Source organism: Endozoicomonas sp. Z74 (assembly GCF_057680865.1).
This window is the reverse complement of the sequence record NZ_JBLYZI010000003.1, coordinates 106,130-127,120: the sequence shown is the minus strand read 5'-3', so window position 1 is coordinate 127,120 and position 20,991 is coordinate 106,130. Positions and strand designations below refer to the sequence as shown.

Annotated in this window: 17 protein-coding genes; 10 read left to right on the top strand and 7 right to left on the bottom strand. The window is 52.2% G+C overall.

Going from position 1 to position 20,991, the window contains the following annotated elements; all coding sequences use genetic code 11:
- Positions 1-211 precede the first annotated feature (211 nt).
- The 4 genes from ACNRUY_RS01615 to nrdA form a co-directional block, all read right to left on the bottom strand.
- Positions 212-1,237, bottom strand: coding sequence for an Mbeg1-like protein (locus tag ACNRUY_RS01615; protein WP_488109886.1), 1,026 nt, complete (start codon positions 1,235-1,237; stop codon positions 212-214).
- 95 nt (positions 1,238-1,332) lie between these two features.
- On the bottom strand, positions 1,333-1,611 hold the full coding sequence (gene yfaE, locus ACNRUY_RS01610; RefSeq protein ID WP_488109885.1) for a class I ribonucleotide reductase maintenance protein YfaE: 279 nt from the start codon (positions 1,609-1,611) through the stop codon (positions 1,333-1,335).
- A gap of 68 nt (positions 1,612-1,679) precedes the next feature.
- A complete protein-coding gene (nrdB, locus tag ACNRUY_RS01605; protein WP_488109884.1) occupies positions 1,680-2,810 on the bottom strand; it encodes a class Ia ribonucleoside-diphosphate reductase subunit beta in 1,131 nt (376 codons plus the stop codon).
- Positions 2,811-3,004: 194 nt separating this feature from the next.
- Entirely contained in the window at positions 3,005-5,275 is a 2,271-nt protein-coding gene (nrdA, locus tag ACNRUY_RS01600) for a class 1a ribonucleoside-diphosphate reductase subunit alpha (protein WP_488109883.1), read from the bottom strand.
- Positions 5,276-6,054: 779 nt separating this feature from the next.
- On the opposite strand from nrdA, the gene ACNRUY_RS01595 reads away from it, so the two are divergent.
- The gene (locus tag ACNRUY_RS01595; RefSeq protein WP_488109882.1) at positions 6,055-6,777 is read left to right on the top strand and encodes a winged helix-turn-helix domain-containing protein; all 723 of its coding nucleotides are present in this window, start codon (positions 6,055-6,057) and stop codon (positions 6,775-6,777) included.
- A 56-nt stretch (positions 6,778-6,833) separates the two neighbouring features.
- The gene (locus tag ACNRUY_RS01590) at positions 6,834-8,423 is read left to right on the top strand and encodes an ATP-binding protein (protein ID WP_488109881.1); all 1,590 of its coding nucleotides are present in this window, start codon (positions 6,834-6,836) and stop codon (positions 8,421-8,423) included.
- A gap of 53 nt (positions 8,424-8,476) precedes the next feature.
- On the opposite strand, the gene ACNRUY_RS01585 is transcribed toward ACNRUY_RS01590, so the two are convergent.
- Together ACNRUY_RS01585 and ACNRUY_RS01580 are read right to left on the bottom strand one after the other, a co-directional pair.
- A complete protein-coding gene (locus ACNRUY_RS01585) occupies positions 8,477-9,322 on the bottom strand; it encodes a hypothetical protein (protein ID WP_488109880.1) in 846 nt (281 codons plus the stop codon).
- A 236-nt stretch (positions 9,323-9,558) separates the two neighbouring features.
- Complete coding sequence (locus tag ACNRUY_RS01580) at positions 9,559-10,494, bottom strand: LysR family transcriptional regulator (RefSeq protein WP_488109879.1); 936 nt, start codon at positions 10,492-10,494, stop codon at positions 9,559-9,561.
- 211 nt (positions 10,495-10,705) lie between these two features.
- On the opposite strand from ACNRUY_RS01580, the gene metE reads away from it, so the two are divergent.
- From metE to ACNRUY_RS01555, 5 genes are all read left to right on the top strand, one after another.
- Complete coding sequence (metE, locus tag ACNRUY_RS01575; protein WP_488109878.1) at positions 10,706-13,063, top strand: 5-methyltetrahydropteroyltriglutamate--homocysteine S-methyltransferase; 2,358 nt, start codon at positions 10,706-10,708, stop codon at positions 13,061-13,063.
- A gap of 239 nt (positions 13,064-13,302) precedes the next feature.
- Positions 13,303-15,345: a PhoX family protein gene (locus ACNRUY_RS01570; protein WP_488109877.1), complete on the top strand. Its 2,043-nt coding sequence runs from the start codon at positions 13,303-13,305 to the stop codon at positions 15,343-15,345.
- Positions 15,346-15,489: 144 nt separating this feature from the next.
- The gene (locus ACNRUY_RS01565) at positions 15,490-16,761 is read left to right on the top strand and encodes a pyridoxal phosphate-dependent aminotransferase (protein ID WP_488109876.1); all 1,272 of its coding nucleotides are present in this window, start codon (positions 15,490-15,492) and stop codon (positions 16,759-16,761) included.
- 137 nt (positions 16,762-16,898) lie between these two features.
- A complete protein-coding gene (locus ACNRUY_RS01560) occupies positions 16,899-17,654 on the top strand; it encodes a M48 family metallopeptidase (RefSeq protein WP_488109875.1) in 756 nt (251 codons plus the stop codon).
- A gap of 121 nt (positions 17,655-17,775) precedes the next feature.
- The gene (locus ACNRUY_RS01555; RefSeq protein WP_488109874.1) at positions 17,776-18,066 is read left to right on the top strand and encodes an antibiotic biosynthesis monooxygenase family protein; all 291 of its coding nucleotides are present in this window, start codon (positions 17,776-17,778) and stop codon (positions 18,064-18,066) included.
- A gap of 9 nt (positions 18,067-18,075) precedes the next feature.
- Here the strand turns inward: ACNRUY_RS01555 and ACNRUY_RS01550 are convergent, their stop codons facing one another.
- On the bottom strand, positions 18,076-18,333 hold the full coding sequence (locus ACNRUY_RS01550; RefSeq protein ID WP_488109873.1) for a hypothetical protein: 258 nt from the start codon (positions 18,331-18,333) through the stop codon (positions 18,076-18,078).
- Between the two features lie 366 nt (positions 18,334-18,699).
- Between ACNRUY_RS01550 and ACNRUY_RS01545 the strand changes: the two genes are divergently transcribed.
- The 3 genes from ACNRUY_RS01545 to grdA all read left to right on the top strand — a co-directional run bounded on the left by ACNRUY_RS01545 (position 18,700) and on the right by grdA (position 20,925).
- A complete protein-coding gene (locus tag ACNRUY_RS01545) occupies positions 18,700-19,905 on the top strand; it encodes an FAD-dependent oxidoreductase (RefSeq protein WP_488109872.1) in 1,206 nt (401 codons plus the stop codon).
- Between the two features lie 43 nt (positions 19,906-19,948).
- Positions 19,949-20,266 (top strand): thioredoxin TrxA, encoded by a 318-nt coding sequence (trxA, locus tag ACNRUY_RS01540; RefSeq protein WP_488109871.1) that lies wholly within the window; start codon positions 19,949-19,951, stop codon positions 20,264-20,266.
- Positions 20,267-20,454: 188 nt separating this feature from the next.
- Positions 20,455-20,925, top strand: coding sequence for a glycine/sarcosine/betaine reductase complex selenoprotein A (gene grdA, locus ACNRUY_RS01535; RefSeq protein WP_488109870.1), 471 nt, complete (start codon positions 20,455-20,457; stop codon positions 20,923-20,925).
- The last annotated feature ends 66 nt before the right edge of the window (positions 20,926-20,991 follow it).

Sequence of the window (20,991 nt, the reverse complement as noted above, 5' to 3'; positions counted from 1 at the left end):
CTTCCGGACTAGTTGGATTCTTTTATTAAGACCAGGAAACTAATGAATAGTTTGCTGGCTAAGTGTTGTTTTTATGTAAATTTTATAAAAAACAGGCTGTGTTTTGATTTTGATAAAAAGGGGGCAACAAAAACTGAAAATCGCTTGTTATAGAATATGTGAATGGGGTTTTTATCCATTTGTTAAATGGGTAAAGCAACGTTTATGTAGATTAATTAACATGATTTAGTCTTTGGTTATAGATCTCAATCAGTGATGTTGGCGAATGAAAAGTCCAGCTTGGAGGAGTGAAAAGATAACGTAATGTCGCTATGATCGGTAAATTGTTTAAGTTGCGGCCGTTTAATCGCATTACTTCCTGAGCTGTCAGGCTATCCATTCTTATGATGGCGCTGGGGGATGGAACAGAGCCTCGAGCAAGAGTACTGCTCTCACCAGAATTCAACCATTGATCCATAATGTGTGTGAAATTTTGAGTGTTGACATACTCTCCTTCAATAAATGAATGAGTGATTCGTTGAAGTCTTTCTCTTCTTAACTCAGAGCTACTGACTCTTTCTGTAAAATTACAGGAATCAACCCCGTAACTATTGAATACGTATGTTTTTTTGATAGTGTCAGTGTTAAGTGCTGCTATAAGGGCATTTCGGCCACCTTGTGAATACCCTGTTAAATAGATTGTTTTTTCGGGGTGCTGCTTTTGTATAAGCTCCGGAACTCTGGCTGTTGTCAGGGATTCCCGTGTTTTGAAAAAAAGAGATTTGCCTTCCTCAGACGTATCAGAAGAAAAGTGGGTGGTATCTATGTTGGGCATAACAACAATGATGGACTGCTCCTTGTCATGATGGTAATGGAATAATCCTATTTTAAAGTCAGAGCCAGGTTCGTAAAGTACTCCGAATTTAGAATCCAGTTTTACCCCCTGTCTAAGCTCCTGGGGTACATCTTGCATATCGCTGAAAGGGGTGATGCCGTAGTCTTTCAGTGAAGTGAAATGTTTGTAGAAATAATGTCCGCCCTCCCAGTTTGTTGGATATAGGGAGGTTTCAGTAATGAAGTTCACCAGTACAAAAGGATACTGCTCTTGAAGTACCTGCATTGGTGGTTCAAATGTCTCCGGCTCTGCTTCAAGACTATCCGTGATAGGGGAAGAATGCTCTATGAAGGAATGGGCGGCAAGACAGTGAATCAAGAAATAGAAAACACAGGCCAGTTTGACAGGCGGAGTCCCGAGCATAGATTGCTTCCTAAGATTGTTTTGTTTATTAGAAAGCAGATTATAGTTCGAATGATTGTTTATAATATTATTTTTTAGAATAAAAAAATAATTATCTATTTCTTTATTATTAACCCCTTACCTGGCATTTCAATGGTCAAATCGCTCTTGGGTTGACAGCAGCAGGGCAGAATTTTACCGTCCGGAACAAAGGCTATGGGGTCTGATACATACTCCACTGTTCCTTCAATCAGGGTGACCTGACAACAACCGCAGAAGCCTTCCCGGCACTGGTAGTCAATTTCTACATTCTGGGATTCCAGGGCTTCCAGCAGGTTTAGTTCCTGGCGGGGAATAAAGCTGAAGCCGTCCTGGATTTTGATGATGTGTGCCATAGCGGCCCTGTGGTTCTGCCTTTCGGGAGGACAGGGAGCGGGTCAGCCCCCTGCCCGGAGTCAACGGGTTACAGGGAGAAACTGCTGAAATCTTCCGATTTCACTTCACTGTCAATCTGTCCGACCAGGTAAGAACTCACTTCCACCTCCTGGGGGGCGACCTGGACATGGTCGCTGTTCAGCCAGCTGTTCATCCAGGGCAGGGGGTTCTGCCTGACCGGGAAAGCAGGCTCAAAACCAACGGCACTCATGCGCTGGTTGGTGATGTATTCAACGTACTGGCCGAGAATATCCCGGTTCAGTCCGATCATTGAGCCATCACGGAACAGGTAATCCGCCCAGTCTTTTTCCTGCTCGGCAGCGGCAATGAAGATCTCCCTGGCTTCTGCTTTCAACTCCTGGGCAATGGTGGCCATTTCCGGGTCATCCTTGCCGTCGGCCATCAACTGCAGCATATGCTGGGTACCGGTGAGGTGAAGGGCTTCATCCCGGGCGATCAGTTTAATGATCTTAGCATTGCCTTCCATGGTGGAGCGTTCGGCAAAGGCAAAGCTGCAGGCAAAGCTGACATAAAAGCGAATGGCTTCCAGTACGTTCACAGACACCACGGTCAGGTAGAGTTTCCGTTTCAGGTCCCGGATACTGATGTTGACATCCTGGCCGTTGATGGAGTGGGTGCCTTCCCCCAACTGATGGTAAAGGCTGACGCCTTCAATCAGTTCGTCATAATAACGGGTGATGTCATGGGCGCGTTTGGTAATGGCCTCATTGGTGACAATATCGTCAAACACCTCACCGGGTTTGGTGACAATGTTCCGGATGATATGGGTGTACGACCGTGAGTGGATGGTCTCACTGAAAGCCCAGGTTTCAATCCAGGTTTCCAGTTCGGGCAGGGATACAATAGGCAGCAGCGCCACATTGGGTGAGCGCCCCTGGACGGAGTCGAGCAGGGTCTGGTATTTCAGATTGCTGAGAAAGATGTGTTTTTCATGTTCAGGCAGAGCAGCAAAGTCACTGCGATCTGTGGACAGGTCCACTTCCTCCGGGCGCCAGAAAAACGACAACTGTTTTTCGATCAGCTTTTCAAAGACCGGGTATTTCTGGATGTCGTAACGGGATACATTGACATTACGGCCAAAGAACATCGGCTCCTTTATGGCGTTGAACGGTTCCTGGTTAAATGTTGTGTAACTCATTCTCTGGTCTGTCCTGAAAAGTATGGCCTGATAAGTGTTGTCTGTCTTTGCTGCGTAAACAGGCATCCTGATTAAGCATTTCGCCCACCCTCTGCAACCGGCTTGCCAATGGCGACTGGCGCCCAGAGAGTGATACGAAATGCTTTTTTTGGCTATAGGCATTTATGCCGTTCAGCGATCCAATTCCCGCTTTGTCAAATCTTGCAGGCACCTCCTGCACAGCCGTCATCCATGTCACTCTGGCTATCCGCCGCACCATCCCGGGTGTTGTGGTAATACAGGGTTTTAACCCCCAGTTTGTAAGCGGTCAGCAGGTCTTTCAGAAGCAGCTTCATGGGTACCTTGCCACCCTCAAACTGATTGGGGTCGTAGTTGGTGTTGGCTGAAATGGTCTGGTCCACGAATTTCTGCATGATGGCCACCAGCTGCAGATAGCCGTCGTTTCCAGGAATGTTCCAGAGCAGCTCATAACGGTCTTTCAGCGCTTCAAAGTCGGGAACCACCTGTTTCAAAATACCGTCTTTACTGGCTTTGACACTGACAAAGCCCCGGGGTGGCTCAATGCCGTTGGTGGCATTGCTGATCTGGGAGGAGGTTTCCGACGGCATCAGTGCCGTCAGGGTTGAGTTGCGCAGACCGTGTGCCTTGATATCAGAGCGCAGGCCTTCCCAGTCCAGCCTGAGAGACTCACTGCAAACGCTGTCCAGATCCTGCTTATAGGTGTCAACCGGCAGGATACCCTGGGCATACGTGGTTTCATTGAATTTGGTGCAGGTACCTTTTTCCCGGGCCAGTCGGTTTGAGGCTTTCAGCAGGTAGTACTGAATGGCTTCAAACGTCCGGTGCGTCAGGCCGTTGGCAGAACCATCGGAATAACGGACGCCGTTTTTGGCCAGATAGTTGGCAAAGTTGATCACGCCTACCCCCAGTGGCCGGCGCCCCATGGTGGCGTTATAGGCGGCGGGCACCGGGTAATCCTGGTAATCCAGCAGGCTGTCCAGAGCCCGGACAATCAGGTCCGACAGTTCATCCAGCTCATCCAGGTCGGTGAGGGCACCCAGGTTAAAGGCAGCCAGAGTACACAGAGCGATCTCACCCTCTTCGTCGTGGACATGAGAGAGAGGCTTGGTGGGCAGGGCAATCTCAAGGCACAGGTTGCTCTGGCGAACCGGTGCAACGGCTGGGTTAAAGGGGCTGTGGGTGTTGCAGTGATCCACATTCTGAAGGTAGATCCGGCCTGTGCTGGCCCGCTCTGAAGCGAACAGGGAGAACAGTTCAATGGCTTTCAATGTGGTTTTGCGAATGCTGCTGTCCTGTTCGTACTGAACATAGAGCTGCTCAAATTTCTCCTGGTCTGCAAAGAAAGCATCGTAAAGTCCGGGCACATCACTGGGGGAGAACAGGGTAATATTGCCTCCTTCGATCAGACGCTGGTACATCAGTTTGTTGAACTGAACGCCGTAATCCAGATGACGGACCCGGTTTTCCTCGACACCCCGGTTGTTCTTCAGCACCAGCAGGTTTTCCACTTCCAGGTGCCAGATGGGGTAGAACAGGGTAGCCGCACCACCACGCACGCCGCCCTGGGAGCAGGATTTAACCGCCGTCTGGAAATGCTTGTAAAAAGGAATACAGCCTGTGTGGAAGGCTTCACCATTGCGGATCGGGCTGCCCAGGGCTCTGATATTACCGGCGTTGATGCCGATACCGGCGCGCTGGCTAACATACTTGACGATGGCGCTGGAGGTGGCGTTGATGGAGTCCAGTGAGTCACCGCACTCAATCAGGACACAGGAGCTGAACTGGCGGGTGGGCGTCCGGACGCCGGACATGATCGGTGTTGGCAGAGAGAGCCTGAAGGTGGACACGGCATTATAGAAGCGCTCGATAAAGTCCATCCGGGTGTCTTTCGGGTAACTGGCAAACAGGCAGGCTCCGATCAGCATGTACAGCATCTGTGGGCTTTCATAATACTCCCCGGTCACCCGGTTCTGCACCAGGTATTTGCCTTCCAGCTGTTTGACAGCGGCGTAGCTGAAGTCCATGTCCCGGCTGTGATCCAGAAAGGCGTTCATCTGGTCAAATTCCGCTTCGGTATAGTCCGTCAGCAGGTGCTGGTCGTACTTGTTCATCTCCACCAGGCGCACCACCAGATCGTAAAGCCTTGGCGGCTCAAACTGTCCGTAGGCTTTCTTTCTCAGGTGGAAAATGGCAAGGCGGGCCGCCAGATACTGATAATCAGGAGCCTGCTCGGAGATAAGATCGGCGGCGGATTTGATCAGGGTTTCGTGAATATCCGTGGTCTTGATGCCATCGTAAAACTGGATGTGAGACTTAAGTTCTACTTCTGAGACGGAGACGTGGTTCAGTCCTTCCGCAGCCCAGGTGATCACCTTGTGGATCTTCTCCAGATCCAGCTGCTCCTTGTCGCCGTCACGCTTGGTGACCAGGATGTTTTTGTTCATTCAGCCCTTACCTGTCTCGCTTAATGGTGACCGGGAAAATCCCGGTGGTTTTCTGTACAAATAGATCTGCTTTGCTCCACCCATATCGCAAGATGACTGCATTGGCGGGTCATCCAGTATTGAGTAGGCGTTTGTCCGGAGGTGATGCCGGGAAAATTCTGACGGAGCAGATACAAGCTTTTCCGCAGGACAGAGTCAGCCGTTGCAAGGTTCATGGTGAACGGCCGCCTGCCTGTGTGAGCATTCTTCCTTGAATACAGTCGTTGCTCCTTTAAATGGCTGCTGACCGCTCCTGACCGGCTTCTGATATGCTATGCAGGCCAGGCTGTGATGGACGGATATTGATGGGCTTTCCATGGTTTGCCCTATTATCACGTTAGTCCCGATTAGCAGCGAGGGGTACCATATATTGTGTATCGACTGTTTATATACACAAGATAATGCGCTATTCGGATAAATTCAAGCGGGGCAACCTGGGGAGAGGGTGTGGATAACGTGTGGGTATTTTTTGATGTGGGTGTTCGCTAACTTCTCGACATCTTTTCCAGTCAGATAAAAAAATTTGCAATAACCTCCGCCCTGTTTTTGAAAATAAAAAAATATATTGTGGGCCCCTTCAATAAAAAAAAGTAATCAGATTAACCGGTGACCAGAATGGTTATTGGTCCATCACTTCTTTCCAGTCAGGGGGAGGACGCTGGCCAGCGGGTAGTGTAACATCCCCGGCAAGAGTAAACGTGCCTTTCACCAACTTTCCACCAATCAGGGGTGTATGAAACATGACGATGGAGAATGCTGAAACAGGTCGCATCCTGATTGTCGAAGATGACGAGCGTCTGGCGACCCTGACCCGGGAATATCTGGAAAACAATGGCCTTCAGGTCTCTGTGGAAGGGGATGGAGGCAAGGCGGTAGACCGCATTCTGAATGAAAAACCGGATCTTGTGGTGCTGGACCTGATGCTGCCGGGAGAAGACGGGGTGTCCATCTGCCGACGGGTCAGAAGCCAGTACCATGGCCAGATTTTGATGCTGACCGCACGGACGGATGATCTTGATGAAGTGCTGGGTCTTGAGATGGGGGCTGATGACTATGTGGCCAAGCCGGTCAGGCCCCGGGTGCTGCTGGCCAGAGTCCGTGCTCTGCTAAGGCGCAGTGTGGTACCGGTGGAGGAAGCCCAGGCGGAGAAGAGCAGCCTGCGCTTTGGTCCGCTGGTGGTGGATAACTCAATGCGTGAAGCCTGGCTGAATGAGCAGAGCGTGGAGTTGACCAGTGCTGAGTTTGATCTGCTCTGGCTGCTGTGCTCCAATGCCGGCCGGGTGCTGAGCCGGGAGGAGATTTTTGCCCAGCTGCGGGGTATTGAGTACGACGGCCAGGACCGCTCCATTGACGTCCGGGTATCCCGTATCCGCCCCAAAATCGGTGATGATCCCATGCACCCGAGATTGATCAAGACGGTTCGAAGCAAAGGCTACCTGTTTGTGAAAAGCGAGCAGTCCTGAGTGGTTTTTGTTTTCAACCAGAAGTCTTCAATCATAAAGAACCTGGCAGCACCCTCATGAGCAGTATTTTTCTTCGAATCTATGGCGGCCTGCTGTTTTCCCTGGTGCTGGTATCCGTGCTGTCCGGCATCACCATCACCATTGTTAATGGGGTCCGGCTCGGGGAGTACCGGGAAGAAATGGCCCGGGGGACGTTCCGGCTGGTTTCCGAGGCGATTGCACCTCTTCCTTCAGAGCAGCGCCAGGACTGGCTGGATCACTGGGGCAGGCAGCTGGCCATCCGGTTTACCCTGGTGCCATCGAACCAGCTCCCCCTGGATGAGGAGCAACATGACCAGCTGGCCAGTGGTCATGTTCATGTGGAAATGCTGGATGAAGTGGATGCCAGAGTCACCTCCCGGGTAAGTGATCAGTGGTTCCTGCAGGGAGTGGTTTCCGGTATTTCTGAGCAGATGGCCAATGGCACCCTGAGTTTATTAAGGGATCAGCTGAGGCAATATCCCCCCGAACAGCGAGATGAGGTCCTCCGACAGTTCTCTGCCTCTTCACTGAGTTACCCGGTGGTATTGATTCCAGAGTTTCAGGCGGGGTTGACGCCGGTTCAGGAAGGGCAGCTCAGAGAGGGCAGCATTCTGATGGTGCTGGATGCCCAGGATGAAACGCTGCAGCTCTATGCTCGTATGGAGGACACTGGTCGTGTAATTCGCCTTGGCCCGCTGACTCTTCTGAATCATTACCCGTTCAAGTTAATCCTGACCATTGGGCTGTTTGTGTTGATCTCCCTGAGCCTGGCCATTTATATCCTGGTGCGGGGGATGGAAAAACGGTTGAGAAAGCTGGAGCGGGCCGCCACACGCTTCAGTCGTGGGGATTTTGAGGTACGGGTGAATGTCAGTGGTGCTGACTCCATAGGTCGTCTGGCTATGGCCTTTAATGCTATGGCGGGACATATCCAGCGGCTGTTGAGTCTGCAGAAAGAGATGATCCGTGGGGTATCCCATGAGCTGAGAACGCCGGTGGCCCGTCTTCGTTTCGGTCTTGATCTGATTGCGGATGCCCAGACGGCTGAAGAGCGGGAAACCCAGTTGAATGGCATGGATCAGGATATTCAGGAACTGGACAATCTGGTGGATGAGTTCCTGACCTATGCCAATCTTGAGCAGGGGGCTCCAACTATCCGGCTCAAGCGTCATGATGTGGATAAGGTGGTGGCCCAGGTGGTCAGCGAGCACCTGAGACTGCAGGACCGGGTCGATATTGAGCATATTCCCTGTAACCTGTTAAACCCCCGTCGTTTTGTGGAGATTGATCGCCGTTATCTGCACCGGGCGGTTCAGAACCTGGTAGGGAATGCCTGCCGTTATGCCGACAGTCGGATTCAGGTTCGCTTTTCTTCAACTCAGGATACCTGCCGCATTGATGTGGATGATGATGGTCCCGGCATCCCGGAAGAACAGTGGGAACGGGTTTTTTCCGCCTTTTCCCGGTTGGATGACAGTCGAACCCGAAAATCCGGTGGTTATGGTCTGGGCCTCTCCATAGTCCGGAGAATCATGTACTGGCATGGAGGCCGGGCGATGGTCAGCCATAGCCCATTGGGAGGGGCCCGCTTCAGTCTGGTCTGGCCAAGGAAGCAGCGGCATTAAGAGCAGGATGAGAGACAGGCTGCTCAGGCAGCCTGTTGTTCTGGTGGGGGAAATCAGTGCCCCCTTGTGACCTTGTTGTAAATGTTGGGAGCAAACTGCTTCATTTTTTCAAGGTGTTTGTTTCGCAGATCAACCATTTTGGATTGCAAGGCTTTTTGACAGGGCTGCGGTGCTGAAGCTTTTGCCTCATTGCTTTCCTTCTGTTGCGGAAGCGATTCCTCTTTATGGTCACAGGCCAGTTTCGGGTTCTGTTCCGGCTTGCCCCACTTTTTTCTGGCCTTTCCAGGCTCTCGGGCAAAGTTTGGCTTTGGATCCGGCTTGTCCCATTTTTTCCTGGCTTTTCCATTTTCTTGAGCGTAGTTGGGCTGTGGATCTGGCTTGCCCCACTTCGCTCTTGTTCTTTGCTTTGGAACCTCTCCTCGAACAATGTTTAAAGCCTCATCCAGAGAGCAGGCTTTCGTTGTTTTTACAGCGATCTTTTTTTCTGCCTGATCAGGCCCTGGGTTCAGTTTAATTTTCTGGCCGATGATCTGAAGATCCTGGTACTGACCGGGTTTTTGAAGCTTCTTTCGTGCCTGCGCTTTATTGCACTTAACAGGCTCGGCTTTGGCATTGGTATAGCGAACACCATTTTCATCAACCCTGACCGGCTGTTTCTGGTTCTGACGGTGAACTGCATTGTTTGGGCGGTAGTTTTGCTGATTAACCAGAGCACGTTCCTGTAAGCCGACGGGCTTGGTTTTAGGCAACGCCTCTTTTTTCCTGGCGGGTGGAGTGTTAGGTCTTGCTACCTGTGCCAGACGCACTTTTTTATTGCCATGTTTTGCCGGTTTCTGAGCTTGAACCGGCTTTGACTGCGGCACGTGATGGTTATGGCTGATTCTTTGAGTGGCTGACATGATGAACCTCCCTGTTTTCATCAATCAATGCCTCCACAATGGGGAGGTCGATAATTAAATCAAGTATTTAAAAGAGAACAGGTGCATGCCTGTTCCTGTTGTTGTTTATTTTGATAATTGGCCCGATGTTAACAAGATTCAGAAGCCATGGCTGTTCGACATAAGGTTGATCGACTTTGGTGGAATGTCGGGTTCGGGCAGCCCTCCTGTGATACCAGGGCTCTATGGATAACCGCTTATTCCGCCGGAGTAATGCCTGGCAGTGAGTCAAAACAGGTGTCCCGGGCCGATTCCACAAAGCTGGTGATATAGGGCTGATCTTTCTGCTCTGTTCTAACGGCTGCATACAGAGTTGACCAGAGGCCTTCCTTTCCCAACCGGACGGCGGCCACCTGGTTTCGGTCGAGGTATTCCGATAAAGCCCAGCTGGGCAGGGCGGATACCCCCCGCTGACTGGCCACCAGCTGCAGCATCATCAGGGTCAGCTCTGCGGTTCGGACACCGGCAGGCTCAATATCCGCCGGGTCGAGAAAATCGTGGAAAATGGCCAGGCGTTCCTGTTCCACCGGATAGGTAATCAGTACTTCCTGCCTCAGATCCTCTGGTTGAATGAAGCTCTTTTCCCGCAACGGGTGGGTCCTGGCGATGGCCAGCAGCATTTCATAGCGAAACAGGGGGAGGTAATCAATGCCGGGGATTGAGGCCGGGTCGGACGTGACCACCAGATCAAGCTCTCCCCGGGACAGGGCGGGAAGAGGGGCAAAATGGAAGCCGGTGGAAAAATCCATTTCCACCTCCGGCCAGTGTTGGCGATAGTCGCCAATGGTGGGCATTAACCACTGGTAGCAACTGTGACACTCGATGGCAATGTGCAGCCTCCCTGACTCACCACCGGCCAGTCTCAGCAGGCTCTGTTCTGTGGCTTTGAACTTTGGCAGTACGTCTTCCGCCAGTTCCAGCAGCTTCAGGCCTGCCGTGGTGAAACGGGGAGGACGGGTTTTCCGGATAAAGACTTCCATACCGATTCTGTGCTCCAGTTCTTTCAGCTGGTGAGACAGGGCGGATTGGGTCAGGTGAAGGCGATTGGCGGCTTCCACCAGGCTGCCACTTTGATGGAGGGCCTTCAGGGTCTTCAGGTAACGCAGTTCCAGGCCCAGGTTTTTGTTTGCCATTGGTTGAGTTCTGTCGTTTATAGCGATATTGAGGGTTTATTATTAGATTTACTCATTTTTATCATTAAAAAAATGAGTTTGATTCAATCATACTCCTGCCACAGAATCCACTCCACTTAACGGCTGGTCTTATGGCAAGTTGCAAACGCTCCCTAAGCACCGTTTCAGATTTCAACAATAATAACTTTGACGATTTCCATGGAGTCTCAACATGGCAACGACACACAGCCTTGGCTTCCCGAGGATTGGAGCCAACAGGGAGTTGAAAAAAGCCCTGGAAAGCTATTGGCAGGGAGCCCTCTCCAAAGAGCAGCTGCTCAATGAAGGCCGGTGTTTGAGAAAACAGCACTGGCAGTTGCAGGCCGATGCCGGACTGGAGTTGGTGCCTGTGGGAGATTTTGCCTGGTACGACCAGGTATTGAACCATTCTCTGATGCTGGGGGCGGTTCCTGAACGGTTTAATGGCTCCAGTGAAAGCAACAGTGCTGATCCCGGTGATATTGATACGCTATTTCGAATGGCCCGGGGACGTGCTCCTTCCGGTCAGCCTGCTGCCGCCTGTGAGATGACCAAATGGTTTGATACCAACTACCACTATATGGTCCCGGAGGTCAGCCAGGGACAGACCTTCCACCTGGCGAATACGGCGATTCTGGAAGAGACCGCTGAGGCCATTGCCCTGGGGCATTCGGTCAAGCCGGTGCTGCTGGGGCCATTGACCTGGCTCTGGCTGGCCAAGGTGAAGGGGGCTGATTTTGACCGGCTGGAACTGCTGGATGGGGTTCTGGATGTTTACAGTGAGGTGCTTGCCAGGCTGGCGGAACAGCTGTCGGAAACCAGCAGTGAATGGGTGCAGATTGACGAGCCTATTCTGACCCTGGATCTGCCCCCCGAATGGCAGCAGGCTTTTGAAGCTGCCTATAACCGTCTGCAGAACAGCGGATTGAAAATGATGCTGGCGACCTATTTTGGTGGGCTTAATGGTACGACGACAACCGTCGTTAACTTGCCGGTGGATGGACTGCATGTGGACCTGGTACGGGATGCTTCTCAACTGCCAGCATTGCTGGATCGCCTGCCTGCCTACAAGGTACTGTCTGCCGGAGTGGTCAACGGGCGCAATATCTGGAGGGCCGATCTTGGAAGCATTCTGGGGCAGCTGGAAGAGGCCCGGGAGCGTCTTGGCAACCGGCTCTGGGTCGCCCCCAGCTGTTCCTTGCTTCATGTTCCGGTGGACCTTGAGAATGAAACAGCGCTGGATGAAGAGCTGAAGTCCTGGTTTGCCTTTGCCCGGCAGAAATGTTCTGAGGTATCACTGCTTGGCCGGGTATTGGCTGCGGGGGGCCTTGCGGCACTGGAGTCTGACCAGGAGGAGCTGGCTGAGTTGAAGAGGGCGGTTGCGGAGTCGGATCGAGTGGTACTGGCCCGCCAGCAATCACCCCGGATTCATAATAAAGAGGTTGAGCAGAGGGTGACAGCCATAGCCGGTGATAAAACCATTGATCAGCGGTCATCGCCTTATACCAGAAGAGCGGAAGTCCAGTCGGACAAGCTTAAATTGCCTTTGTACCCCACCACCACCATCGGCTCTTTTCCCCAGACCCGGGAGATTCGAAGTAAACGGCTTCAGTACCGTAAAGGAGAGCTGGATGAGCAGCATTACGTTAAGGCTATGGAGGAGGAAATCTGCAACACGATCCAGAAACAGGAAGCTCTGGGGCTGGATGTACTGGTTCACGGTGAGGCAGAGCGCAATGACATGGTCGAGTACTTTGGACAGTTGCTGGACGGTTTTGCCTTCACGGGGAATGGCTGGGTTCAGAGTTATGGCAGCCGCTGTGTCAAACCTCCGGTGATCATCGGCGATATCAGCCGGCCTGAACCCATGACGGTCAACTGGAGCTGCTATGCCCAGGCCCAGACCCGCAAACCGGTAAAAGGCATGCTCACCGGACCGGTGACCATTCTTTGCTGGTCTTTTCCCCGGGAGGATGTGGATCGCAAAGAGTCCTGTGTGCAGCTGGCCCTGGCTCTCAGGGATGAAGTGCAGGACCTGGAGAGTCATGGCATTGGGGTCATTCAGATTGACGAACCGGCCATTCGGGAAGGCCTGCCCCTGAGAAAGGCGGACTGGCCCGGATATCTGGAGTGGGCGGTGAAAAGTTTTCGCATTGCCGCCAGCGGTGTCAGGGATGAAACCCAGATTCATACCCATATGTGTTACAGCGAATTCAATGACATCATTGAATACATTGCCGCCATGGATGCGGATGTTATCACCATTGAAACCTCCCGTTCCGATATGGAGCTGCTGGATGCTTTTGAGCGGTTTGAATACCCCAATGAGATTGGTCCGGGGGTATACGACATCCACTCCCCCAATGTCCCGGATACACAATGGATGATGGAACTGATGACCCGAGCTGCCCGGAAAATACCCAAAGAAAGGCTCTGGATTAATCCGGACTGTGGCCTGAAAACCCGTGACTGGCCGGAAGTGGAAGCGGCGTTGAAAAATATGGTGCTGGTGGCCAGAAAGTTGAGGGAGGCGGATATTTCGGCCCTGTAATATAGGATCAAATTTCCCCCGGCTATGCCGGGGTGACTCCCATTGCCAGGATTCCAACGGAGTATTTGTATACCCACACCTTGCTCCTGGCAGCCACCTCCCTCATTCCTCAGCCTTTCCCTCTCGAACCCTGACCCGGATAAACCGGAGAGTGAGAGCGGGACATTAAATTGTAACGTTGTTGTTTTGTAATAACGCCTGGACTGGAACCGACTCACTAACCGGGAAGTGACAACAACATGAGTAAAGAGACCTTTGATGCCACCCTCTATAACCACAGTGGCAACCGACCCATTTCAAAAGTACTGGAAATAGAGCTTAGCCGACGGGGCATGCTGAAACGGACCGCCGTCGTCTCTGCTTTTGCGGCTTTAGCGGGGGCTGGTCTGGCAGGATGTGGCAGTAATGACACAACGTCACCGGATGCACCTGGGGAACCTGAACTGACTCTGGGGTTTGAGTCGGTTCCTGGCTCAAAACGGGATGCGGTGGTTGTCCCCCCTGGCTACAAGGCGGAAATTCTGGCTCCCTGGGGGACTCCCATCAACGGGCTGGCCAGTGGGTGGAAGGAGGATGGAACCAACACTTCCTCCGATCAGTTAAATGCCATGGGTATGCACCACGACGGCATGCATTTCTTCCCTCTTGGGAACGGCTTAAGTGAAGGGATTCTCTGCATTAATCATGAATACATTGACCAGGGAGCCCTTCACCCCAATGGCGACACAGAAAACGGCGGAATTCGTCCAGTTGAAGAGGTCCGTAAAGAGATCAACGCTCACGGGGTATCGGTCATTCACATTAAAGTGGTGGACGGCGTATGGGACGTTGTAAGAGACAGTGATTACAACCGGCGTATCACTTCCGCAACCGAAATAGACATTTCTGGTCCCATTGCTGACAGCCCGAAAGACTTTCTTGTTACCCGGTATACTGCCGAAAGAGGCAACACAAAAATTGCCCGTGGTACCAATAATAACTGCGGTAACGGCTATACCCCCTGGGGCACTTACCTGACCTGCGAAGAAAACTGGCCCGGTTACTTTACCCGAACGGACAATGCCAGTCAGTGGACGGATGATCAGGTACGCCTGGGAATCAGTGATGGCGGTTCACGCTACGGTTGGGAGACTCCGTCGGATGAATCGATCACCGGGGAGTTTTCCCGTTTTGATCTAACGCCCTCAGGCAGCAATGCCAGGGAAGATTTTCGTAACGAGGCCAATGGTCACGGTTATATTGTGGAAATTGACCCATACAATGCCAGCAGCAAGGCCATTAAGCGAACCGCTCTGGGCCGGTTCAGGCATGAAGACTGCACTTTCGGCAAAGTGGAGGCGGGCAAACCCGTTGTTTTCTATTCAGGTCATGATGGCCGATTTGAATACCTGTATAAATTTGTTTCCGATGCGCTTTGGAACCCAGCCGACAGTAACCCGGAAGATCGCCTGGCTACCGGTGCCAAATACATGGACGCCGGCACTTTATATGTTGCCCGGTTCAATGAAGCCGGTGAAGGCCAGTGGTTATCGCTGACACCTGACAGCATTACTAACGACCATCGTCGACTGGGGGATATTCCCGGTTTTGGCACATTGGCAGACATTATCCTGAATACGCCGGGGGCCGCCGATTTAATGGGGGCTACCCCCATGGATCGCCCGGAGTGGACGGCAGTGGATCCTGGGGATGGCACGGTTTACGTTGCTTTAACCAATAACACCCGTCGGGAGACGGGGAATGCGGCTAACCCCAGAGAAAATAACAAGTTTGGTCATATTATTCGCTGGACTGAGGATTCAAATCACCGGTCCTTTAACTGGGAGTTCTTTTTATTTGGCTCACCCCGTAGTGGCAGCAGTGACATCAACCGGTCAGGACTGGATGCGAATAATGAGCTGGCCAGTCCCGATGGTCTGGCGTTTGACCCCAGGGGAATACTATGGGTTCAGACGGATAATGGCGCCGATGAAGTGGAGGAGAAAACCAATGACCAGATGCTGGCGGTGATTCCTTCGCAACTGAATCAGGCCTCGGGCACTTCACCTGTCATTAACTCCGGTAATCAATCTCAGCTGAGACGTTTTTTCGTTGGCCCTAACGGCTGTGAAGTAACGGGGATAGCCTTTAACGCGGACCACACCAGCTTCTTTGTTAATATTCAGCACCCTGGCAACTGGCCCTCTTCAATAGATGCCACAGAGGAGACCTCTGGGACTGTGAGGCCACGGGCCTCTACTGTGGTTATTCGCCGGGAAGATGGAGGCAAGATTGGCGAGTGATGGGAGCGGGCAAAAAAAAGGGTCATGGCTATTCAGGAAAAGGAGGTTCTGTCATAGACTGCGGTAAAGGGCAGGAGCAGTTTGAGCTTCAGGGGACGTGAAAGCTGCGCTGCTGAAAAACCGTTACGCAAGGATGCGAAGGCCATGATCGATTCGAGTCAATTAAACCCCAGGGTTTGCTCACTGGCCCCTTCGGCCACTCTCCAGATCAACGAATACAGCAACCGGCTGATCCGGGAAGGTCGCGATATCATTAAGCTGGGATTGGGGCAGTCGCCCTTTCCGGTTCCCGAGGTAGTGACCAGAAGCCTGCAGCAGCACGCCCATGAAAAAGACTATCTGCCAGTGCGGGGCCTTTATGCCTTGCGCCAGGCGGTTGCCGGTTATTACCAGCGACGAGATGGCCTGCGATATGCGGCGGAGTCAGTACTGGTGGGGCCGGGTTCTAAAGAGTTGCTGTTCAATCTGCAGATGGCCTGCAATGCCCAGCTTATTTTGCCTGCTCCCAGCTGGGTTTCCTATGCCCCCCAGGCAATGATGTTGGGGCGCCATGTCCGTTACCTTCCCACTAAGCCTGAGAACCAGTGGCGTATTCTGCCTGAGCAGCTGGATCAACTGGAACCACTGCCTGAAGATGAAACCCGGGTATTGATTCTTAACTACCCCTCCAACCCAACCGGGGCCAGTTATGATCCTGAGCATATGAAGGCGCTGGCTGCGGCGGCGAGACGACAGCGTATTGTTATTGTCGCCGATGAAATTTACGGGGAAACCCGGTTTGATGGCCAACACCTTTCCATGGCGGCTTATTATCCGGAAGGGACCGTGATCAGCAGTGGCTTGAGCAAGTGGTGTGGCGCTGGCGGCTGGCGGCTGGGGATCATGCTGTTTCCTCCGGAATTGTCCCGTCTGCAGGATGCCATGGCGGTCATTGCCAGCGAAACGTTTACATCCACCAGCGCCCCAACACAGTATGCTGCCTGTACTGCTTTTGGTGATCACCCTGAAATCCAGGAATACCTTGAACATTGTCGTGAGGTTCTGGGGCATATTGCGGGATATATGACAGGGCATCTCAGGGGGCTGGGGTTGGAAATGGTTAACCCGGTTGGTGGGTTTTATCTGCTGGTGAATTTTGAGAATTACCGGAGTGGGCTGTCGGAAAGGGGGATCGTCAGCTCTGAGCAATTGTGTCAGGTACTGTTGTCTGAAACTGAGGTAGCCCTGCTGCCAGGAACGGACTTTGGCCTGCCAGCCGACCAGCTCTATGTGCGGCTGGCCTTTGTGGATTTTAATGGTGAAAAGGCCCTTGCCTCGTTAAAATCAGGCGTTTCAGGGAGCCTCCTAGTGGAGCAGAATTGCCCGAGGCTGGTGACTGCCTGCCAGCGGATTGGACACTGGCTGGATCAGTTGTAGTGATGAGGTTACCGCGTCCACCGGGCTGCGGAGTAATAGCCGGCCATCCTAAAAACGACAATGATTAAGTAATCGATATGAAGTGGTTAAAAGTAATTGGGGTGAGCCTTTGCCTGGGGCTTGCAGGTTGTCAGAGCGTGTCGACCACAAGCAGCGGAGCTATTGGTGTAAACCGTGAGCAGCGAATGTTTTCCATGCTTTCGGAAAAACAGGTTAATGAGATGGCGGCTGAGGCTTATAGGGAAGTGAAGCAGCAGGCTCAAAAGAAAAAAGTGCTTAACCGGGATCCTGCCGAAGTCCGACGCCTGAGAACCATTGCGGATCGGCTGGTTGCTCAGGTGGGTGTATTCCGGCAGGATGCCAGGGCCTGGCAGTGGGAAGTGAACCTTCTGACCGATAAGCAGCTGAATGCCTACTGTATGCCCGGTGGCAAGATTATGTTTTACACCGGGATCATAGAGCAGCTGAAACTGACCGATGATGAAATCGCTGCCATTATGGGCCATGAAATGGCCCACGCCCTGAGGGAACACGGTCGGGAAGCGATGTCCCAGGCCTATGCCATGCAGCTGGGTAGAGACACTCTGGGGATTCTGCTGGGGGCAAGCCCCGGTGCCATGAACCTGGGGGATGCGGTTGTGAACTATGCGCTAACCCTTCCCAACAGTCGAACCAACGAAGCCGAGGCGGACCTGATTGGTCTGGAGCTGATGGCCCGGGCGGGTTATAACCCGAAAGCGGCCGTCAGTCTGTGGCAGAAAATGGCTGCCCAGAGCCAGCAGAGCGTGCCCGAGTTTATGAGCACTCACCCGGCTAATGATACGCGGATCCATGGTCTGCAGGCCAACCTGTTTAAGGTAGAGCCTCTTTATCGACAGGCTGGGGGCAGGTAGTCAGTATTGTATGGTTTTCTGATTTTCCAGATAAACGTCATCGGTTATTTATAACGGCGGGCACCAGGGAGCGGTTACCATAGAAAAATGTTAAAGAGTTCAATGTGCTCCGGAGACAACCATGTACGCAGTGATTTTCAGGGCAGAAATCAAGCAGCTGGATGATCAGTATGTGGAAATGGCCGGTAAGCTGCGCCAAACCGCCATGGAGGAGTACGGGTGTATAGAGTTTACTTCCTGTACTGAGGGGTGCCATGAAATGGCCATTTCCTATTGGAAAAGCCTGGAGCAGATTCAGGCCTGGAAGCAGAACACTGACCATCTTCACGCCCAGGCTATGGGAAGAGAAAAATGGTACAACAGCTACCAGGTTGAAATCGTTGAAGTGCTGAAAAAGTACGCCAATTTCTGACAGGCAGGTTCAGTGGCAGAACCTGCATTGCTCGATATTCAACACTCTCTTTTTTTCCAGAATCTTCTCCAGTAAATCATTGGTGTGCTGCGCCTGAGCCTCGCCTACCTGACAGGAGCCTGGGCCATCTTCATGGCGGTGGAATGACTCACGGGCTCCAAGATTAGCCACACGGGTTTCCAGTTTCTGCAGTTTTTCTGTGGTATTGGTCATCAATAACAGTCTCAATCGTTGAACAATCCATAAAAAACCAACCCTTTCAAACATAGACAGTCACTATGTGAATTGCCCTTCTTTTTCACTCTTGAGGGTGAGTGAAAAGCAATGGTCGTAAGTGGTGTATGCAAGGGGGTGCGCCTTGTACGTATTTTGTGCGTTATTGTGTGTTTCCTATTGGAAACCTTGTTTCAGATCAATAAATCAAAAAATCAACAGGCGCATGATGACCACCAAGTTGGACACAGCCTGCTCTCTATCCCTAGAGCCTCAGGTGGTTAGCGCCTGTTATACAAGGGCCGGGTGGTTCATTGTTCTGCCTGATAAAGAGTGACTGTATCCGCGGCAAGTTCATACCTGTAACTGTCCCTGTTGTTCATTTTTGTCAATGCAGGGCAAACAATGGATAGGAAAGCCATGTCGGATATCTTAGACGTCCTGATTATCGGCGGTGGAGCCGGTGGATTATCAGCCGGGGTTTACTGCGCCCGGGGCAAGATGAATACCCTGTTGCTGGAAAGCAGCGCCAGAACCGGCGGCCAGTGTGCCAAAACATCGGAGCTGGAAAACTACCCGGGCACTGTCGAGTCTACCGGACCGGCGCTGATGGATAAGTTCCGGGAGCACTGTGAAAAATTCGGTGTCCAGTTTGAGCGTGGCACCGTTACAGGCCTGACCATGACCGGTGACGGTTTCACTAAAGAAGTCACCACCCAGGACGGCACCCGCTATCTGGCCAAGTCCGTCATTGTTGCCACCGGGGCGAACCCCAGAATCCTCGGCATCAAGGGAGAGCGGGAGTTTACCGCAAAAGGCGTTTCCTACTGCGCGACCTGCGACGCAGAATTTTATGAAGACCTCGACATCATCGTCGTCGGCAGTGGCAACACCGCTGTAGAAGAGTCTGTATTCCTCACCAAGTTTGTTAACAGCGTTCGCATGGTTGTTCTGCACGACGAAGGCACTATGGATGCCGATCGTACTGCCCAGGAGCAAGCCTACGCCAACGACAAGATCAGTTATATCTGGAACTCCACCGTGGAAGAGATCTGCGGGGATGATCTGGTCAACAGCGTCCGCATCAAAAACCTGAAAACCGGTGAGATTACCGAGCACGACTGTGACGGTGTCTTCATGTTTGTGGGTACCGTGCCCAACACCCAGTTCCTGGAAGGGGTGGTTGAGCTGAACAGGGGTTATGTGACGGTGGATGACAAGATGGCCACCAGCATGCCCGGGGTCTTCAGTGCCGGTGATGTTAACGACAAATGGCTGCGCCAGGTTGTAACTGCTGCCGGTGATGGAGCCGTGGCGGCTGTAGCGGCTGAACGCTATATCGCTGAAGAAGAGCACTGGAGCCAGTCGGTTCTGGAAGCGGAAGGGGATCGCCTGGTGATGTTCTGGAACCCTCTGGACAAGTCCAGCCTGGAACTCATGAAGGAACTGGAAACCCTGGCTGCGGAGAAAGCCGCAAAGCTGGTGACCATTGATACCTACAAGAGCCGGAATATTGCCGACCGCTATGAAGTCAGCGAGATTCCTACGGTGATCCGGTTCCGTGACGGGGAACCCCACAAGCGGCTGAATGTTCCGGCACCCAGTGAACTGGCTTCACTGTTTTGAGGGGAACGCCTTTCAAGGGCAAACGGCTTTAGGAGAAAACATCATGATCGAACTGGGTAAAGAGAATTTTGACGCAGAAATCAAGGACCATAAAGGCATTGCCATGGTGGATTTCTGGGGTGAAAGCTGCGGACGCTGCATGGAACTGATGCCTGATGTCATCAAGTTATCTGAGCAGTATGAAGGCAACATGAAATTCGCCAAACTGAATATCAAAGGCAATCGTCGTGTGGCTATGGGCCAGGGCGTGATGGGGCTGCCCTCCATTGTCTTTTATAAGGACGGCGAAAAAGTTGAGCATCTTTCTGGTGAAGAGTTGGATGTTGATCAGATTGAAGCGGCTATCAAGCAGTATATTTAAACAGAACAGATAAAGCTGCCGGTTGTTTTTAATACAGATATTGTTAATAACACCACAGCAAATGAAAGAATTCATCGGTTTTCCGATTGAATAGCGCGAAAGCGCAGAGGGGGTTTTGCAGGGTTTCGTCAGAAACCGGTCAAAACCAAAAGTCCAAATCGCTTATTACGATTTAGAGAGTCTTAGCCATGCTAGAAGGCAAGAAAGTCGTAATACTCGGTGATCGAGACGGTGTACCTGGTCCGGCCATTGAAGAATGTGTCAAGACCGCCGGTGCGGAAATCGTCTTCAGCACTACCGAGTGTTTCGTCTGAACCAGCGCAGGCGCAATGGATCTTGAAAATCAGAAGCGGGTCAAGGAATTAACCGATAAGCACGGTGCCGAGAACGTTGTTGTTGTTCTTGGTGGTGCAGAAGCTGAGGCCTCAGGCCTGGCTGCTGAAACCGTGACTAACGGCGACCCGACTTTTGCAGGACCATTGGCCGGAGTCCAGTTGGGACTTCGTGTACACCATATTGTAGACCCAGAGATCAAGGAAGAAGTGAACGCTGACGTCTATGAAGAGCAGGTAGGAATGATGGAAATGGTCATGCCGGTGGATGAAATCATCGGTGAGGTCAAGGAGTACCGCGAGAAGTTCTGTAAGTTTCTCGCTTGATCATTAACCCGGAGTTGCGTTGATTGAATGTCCGGGTTCTGGTTTTCAGGCTGAAAACCGGCCATA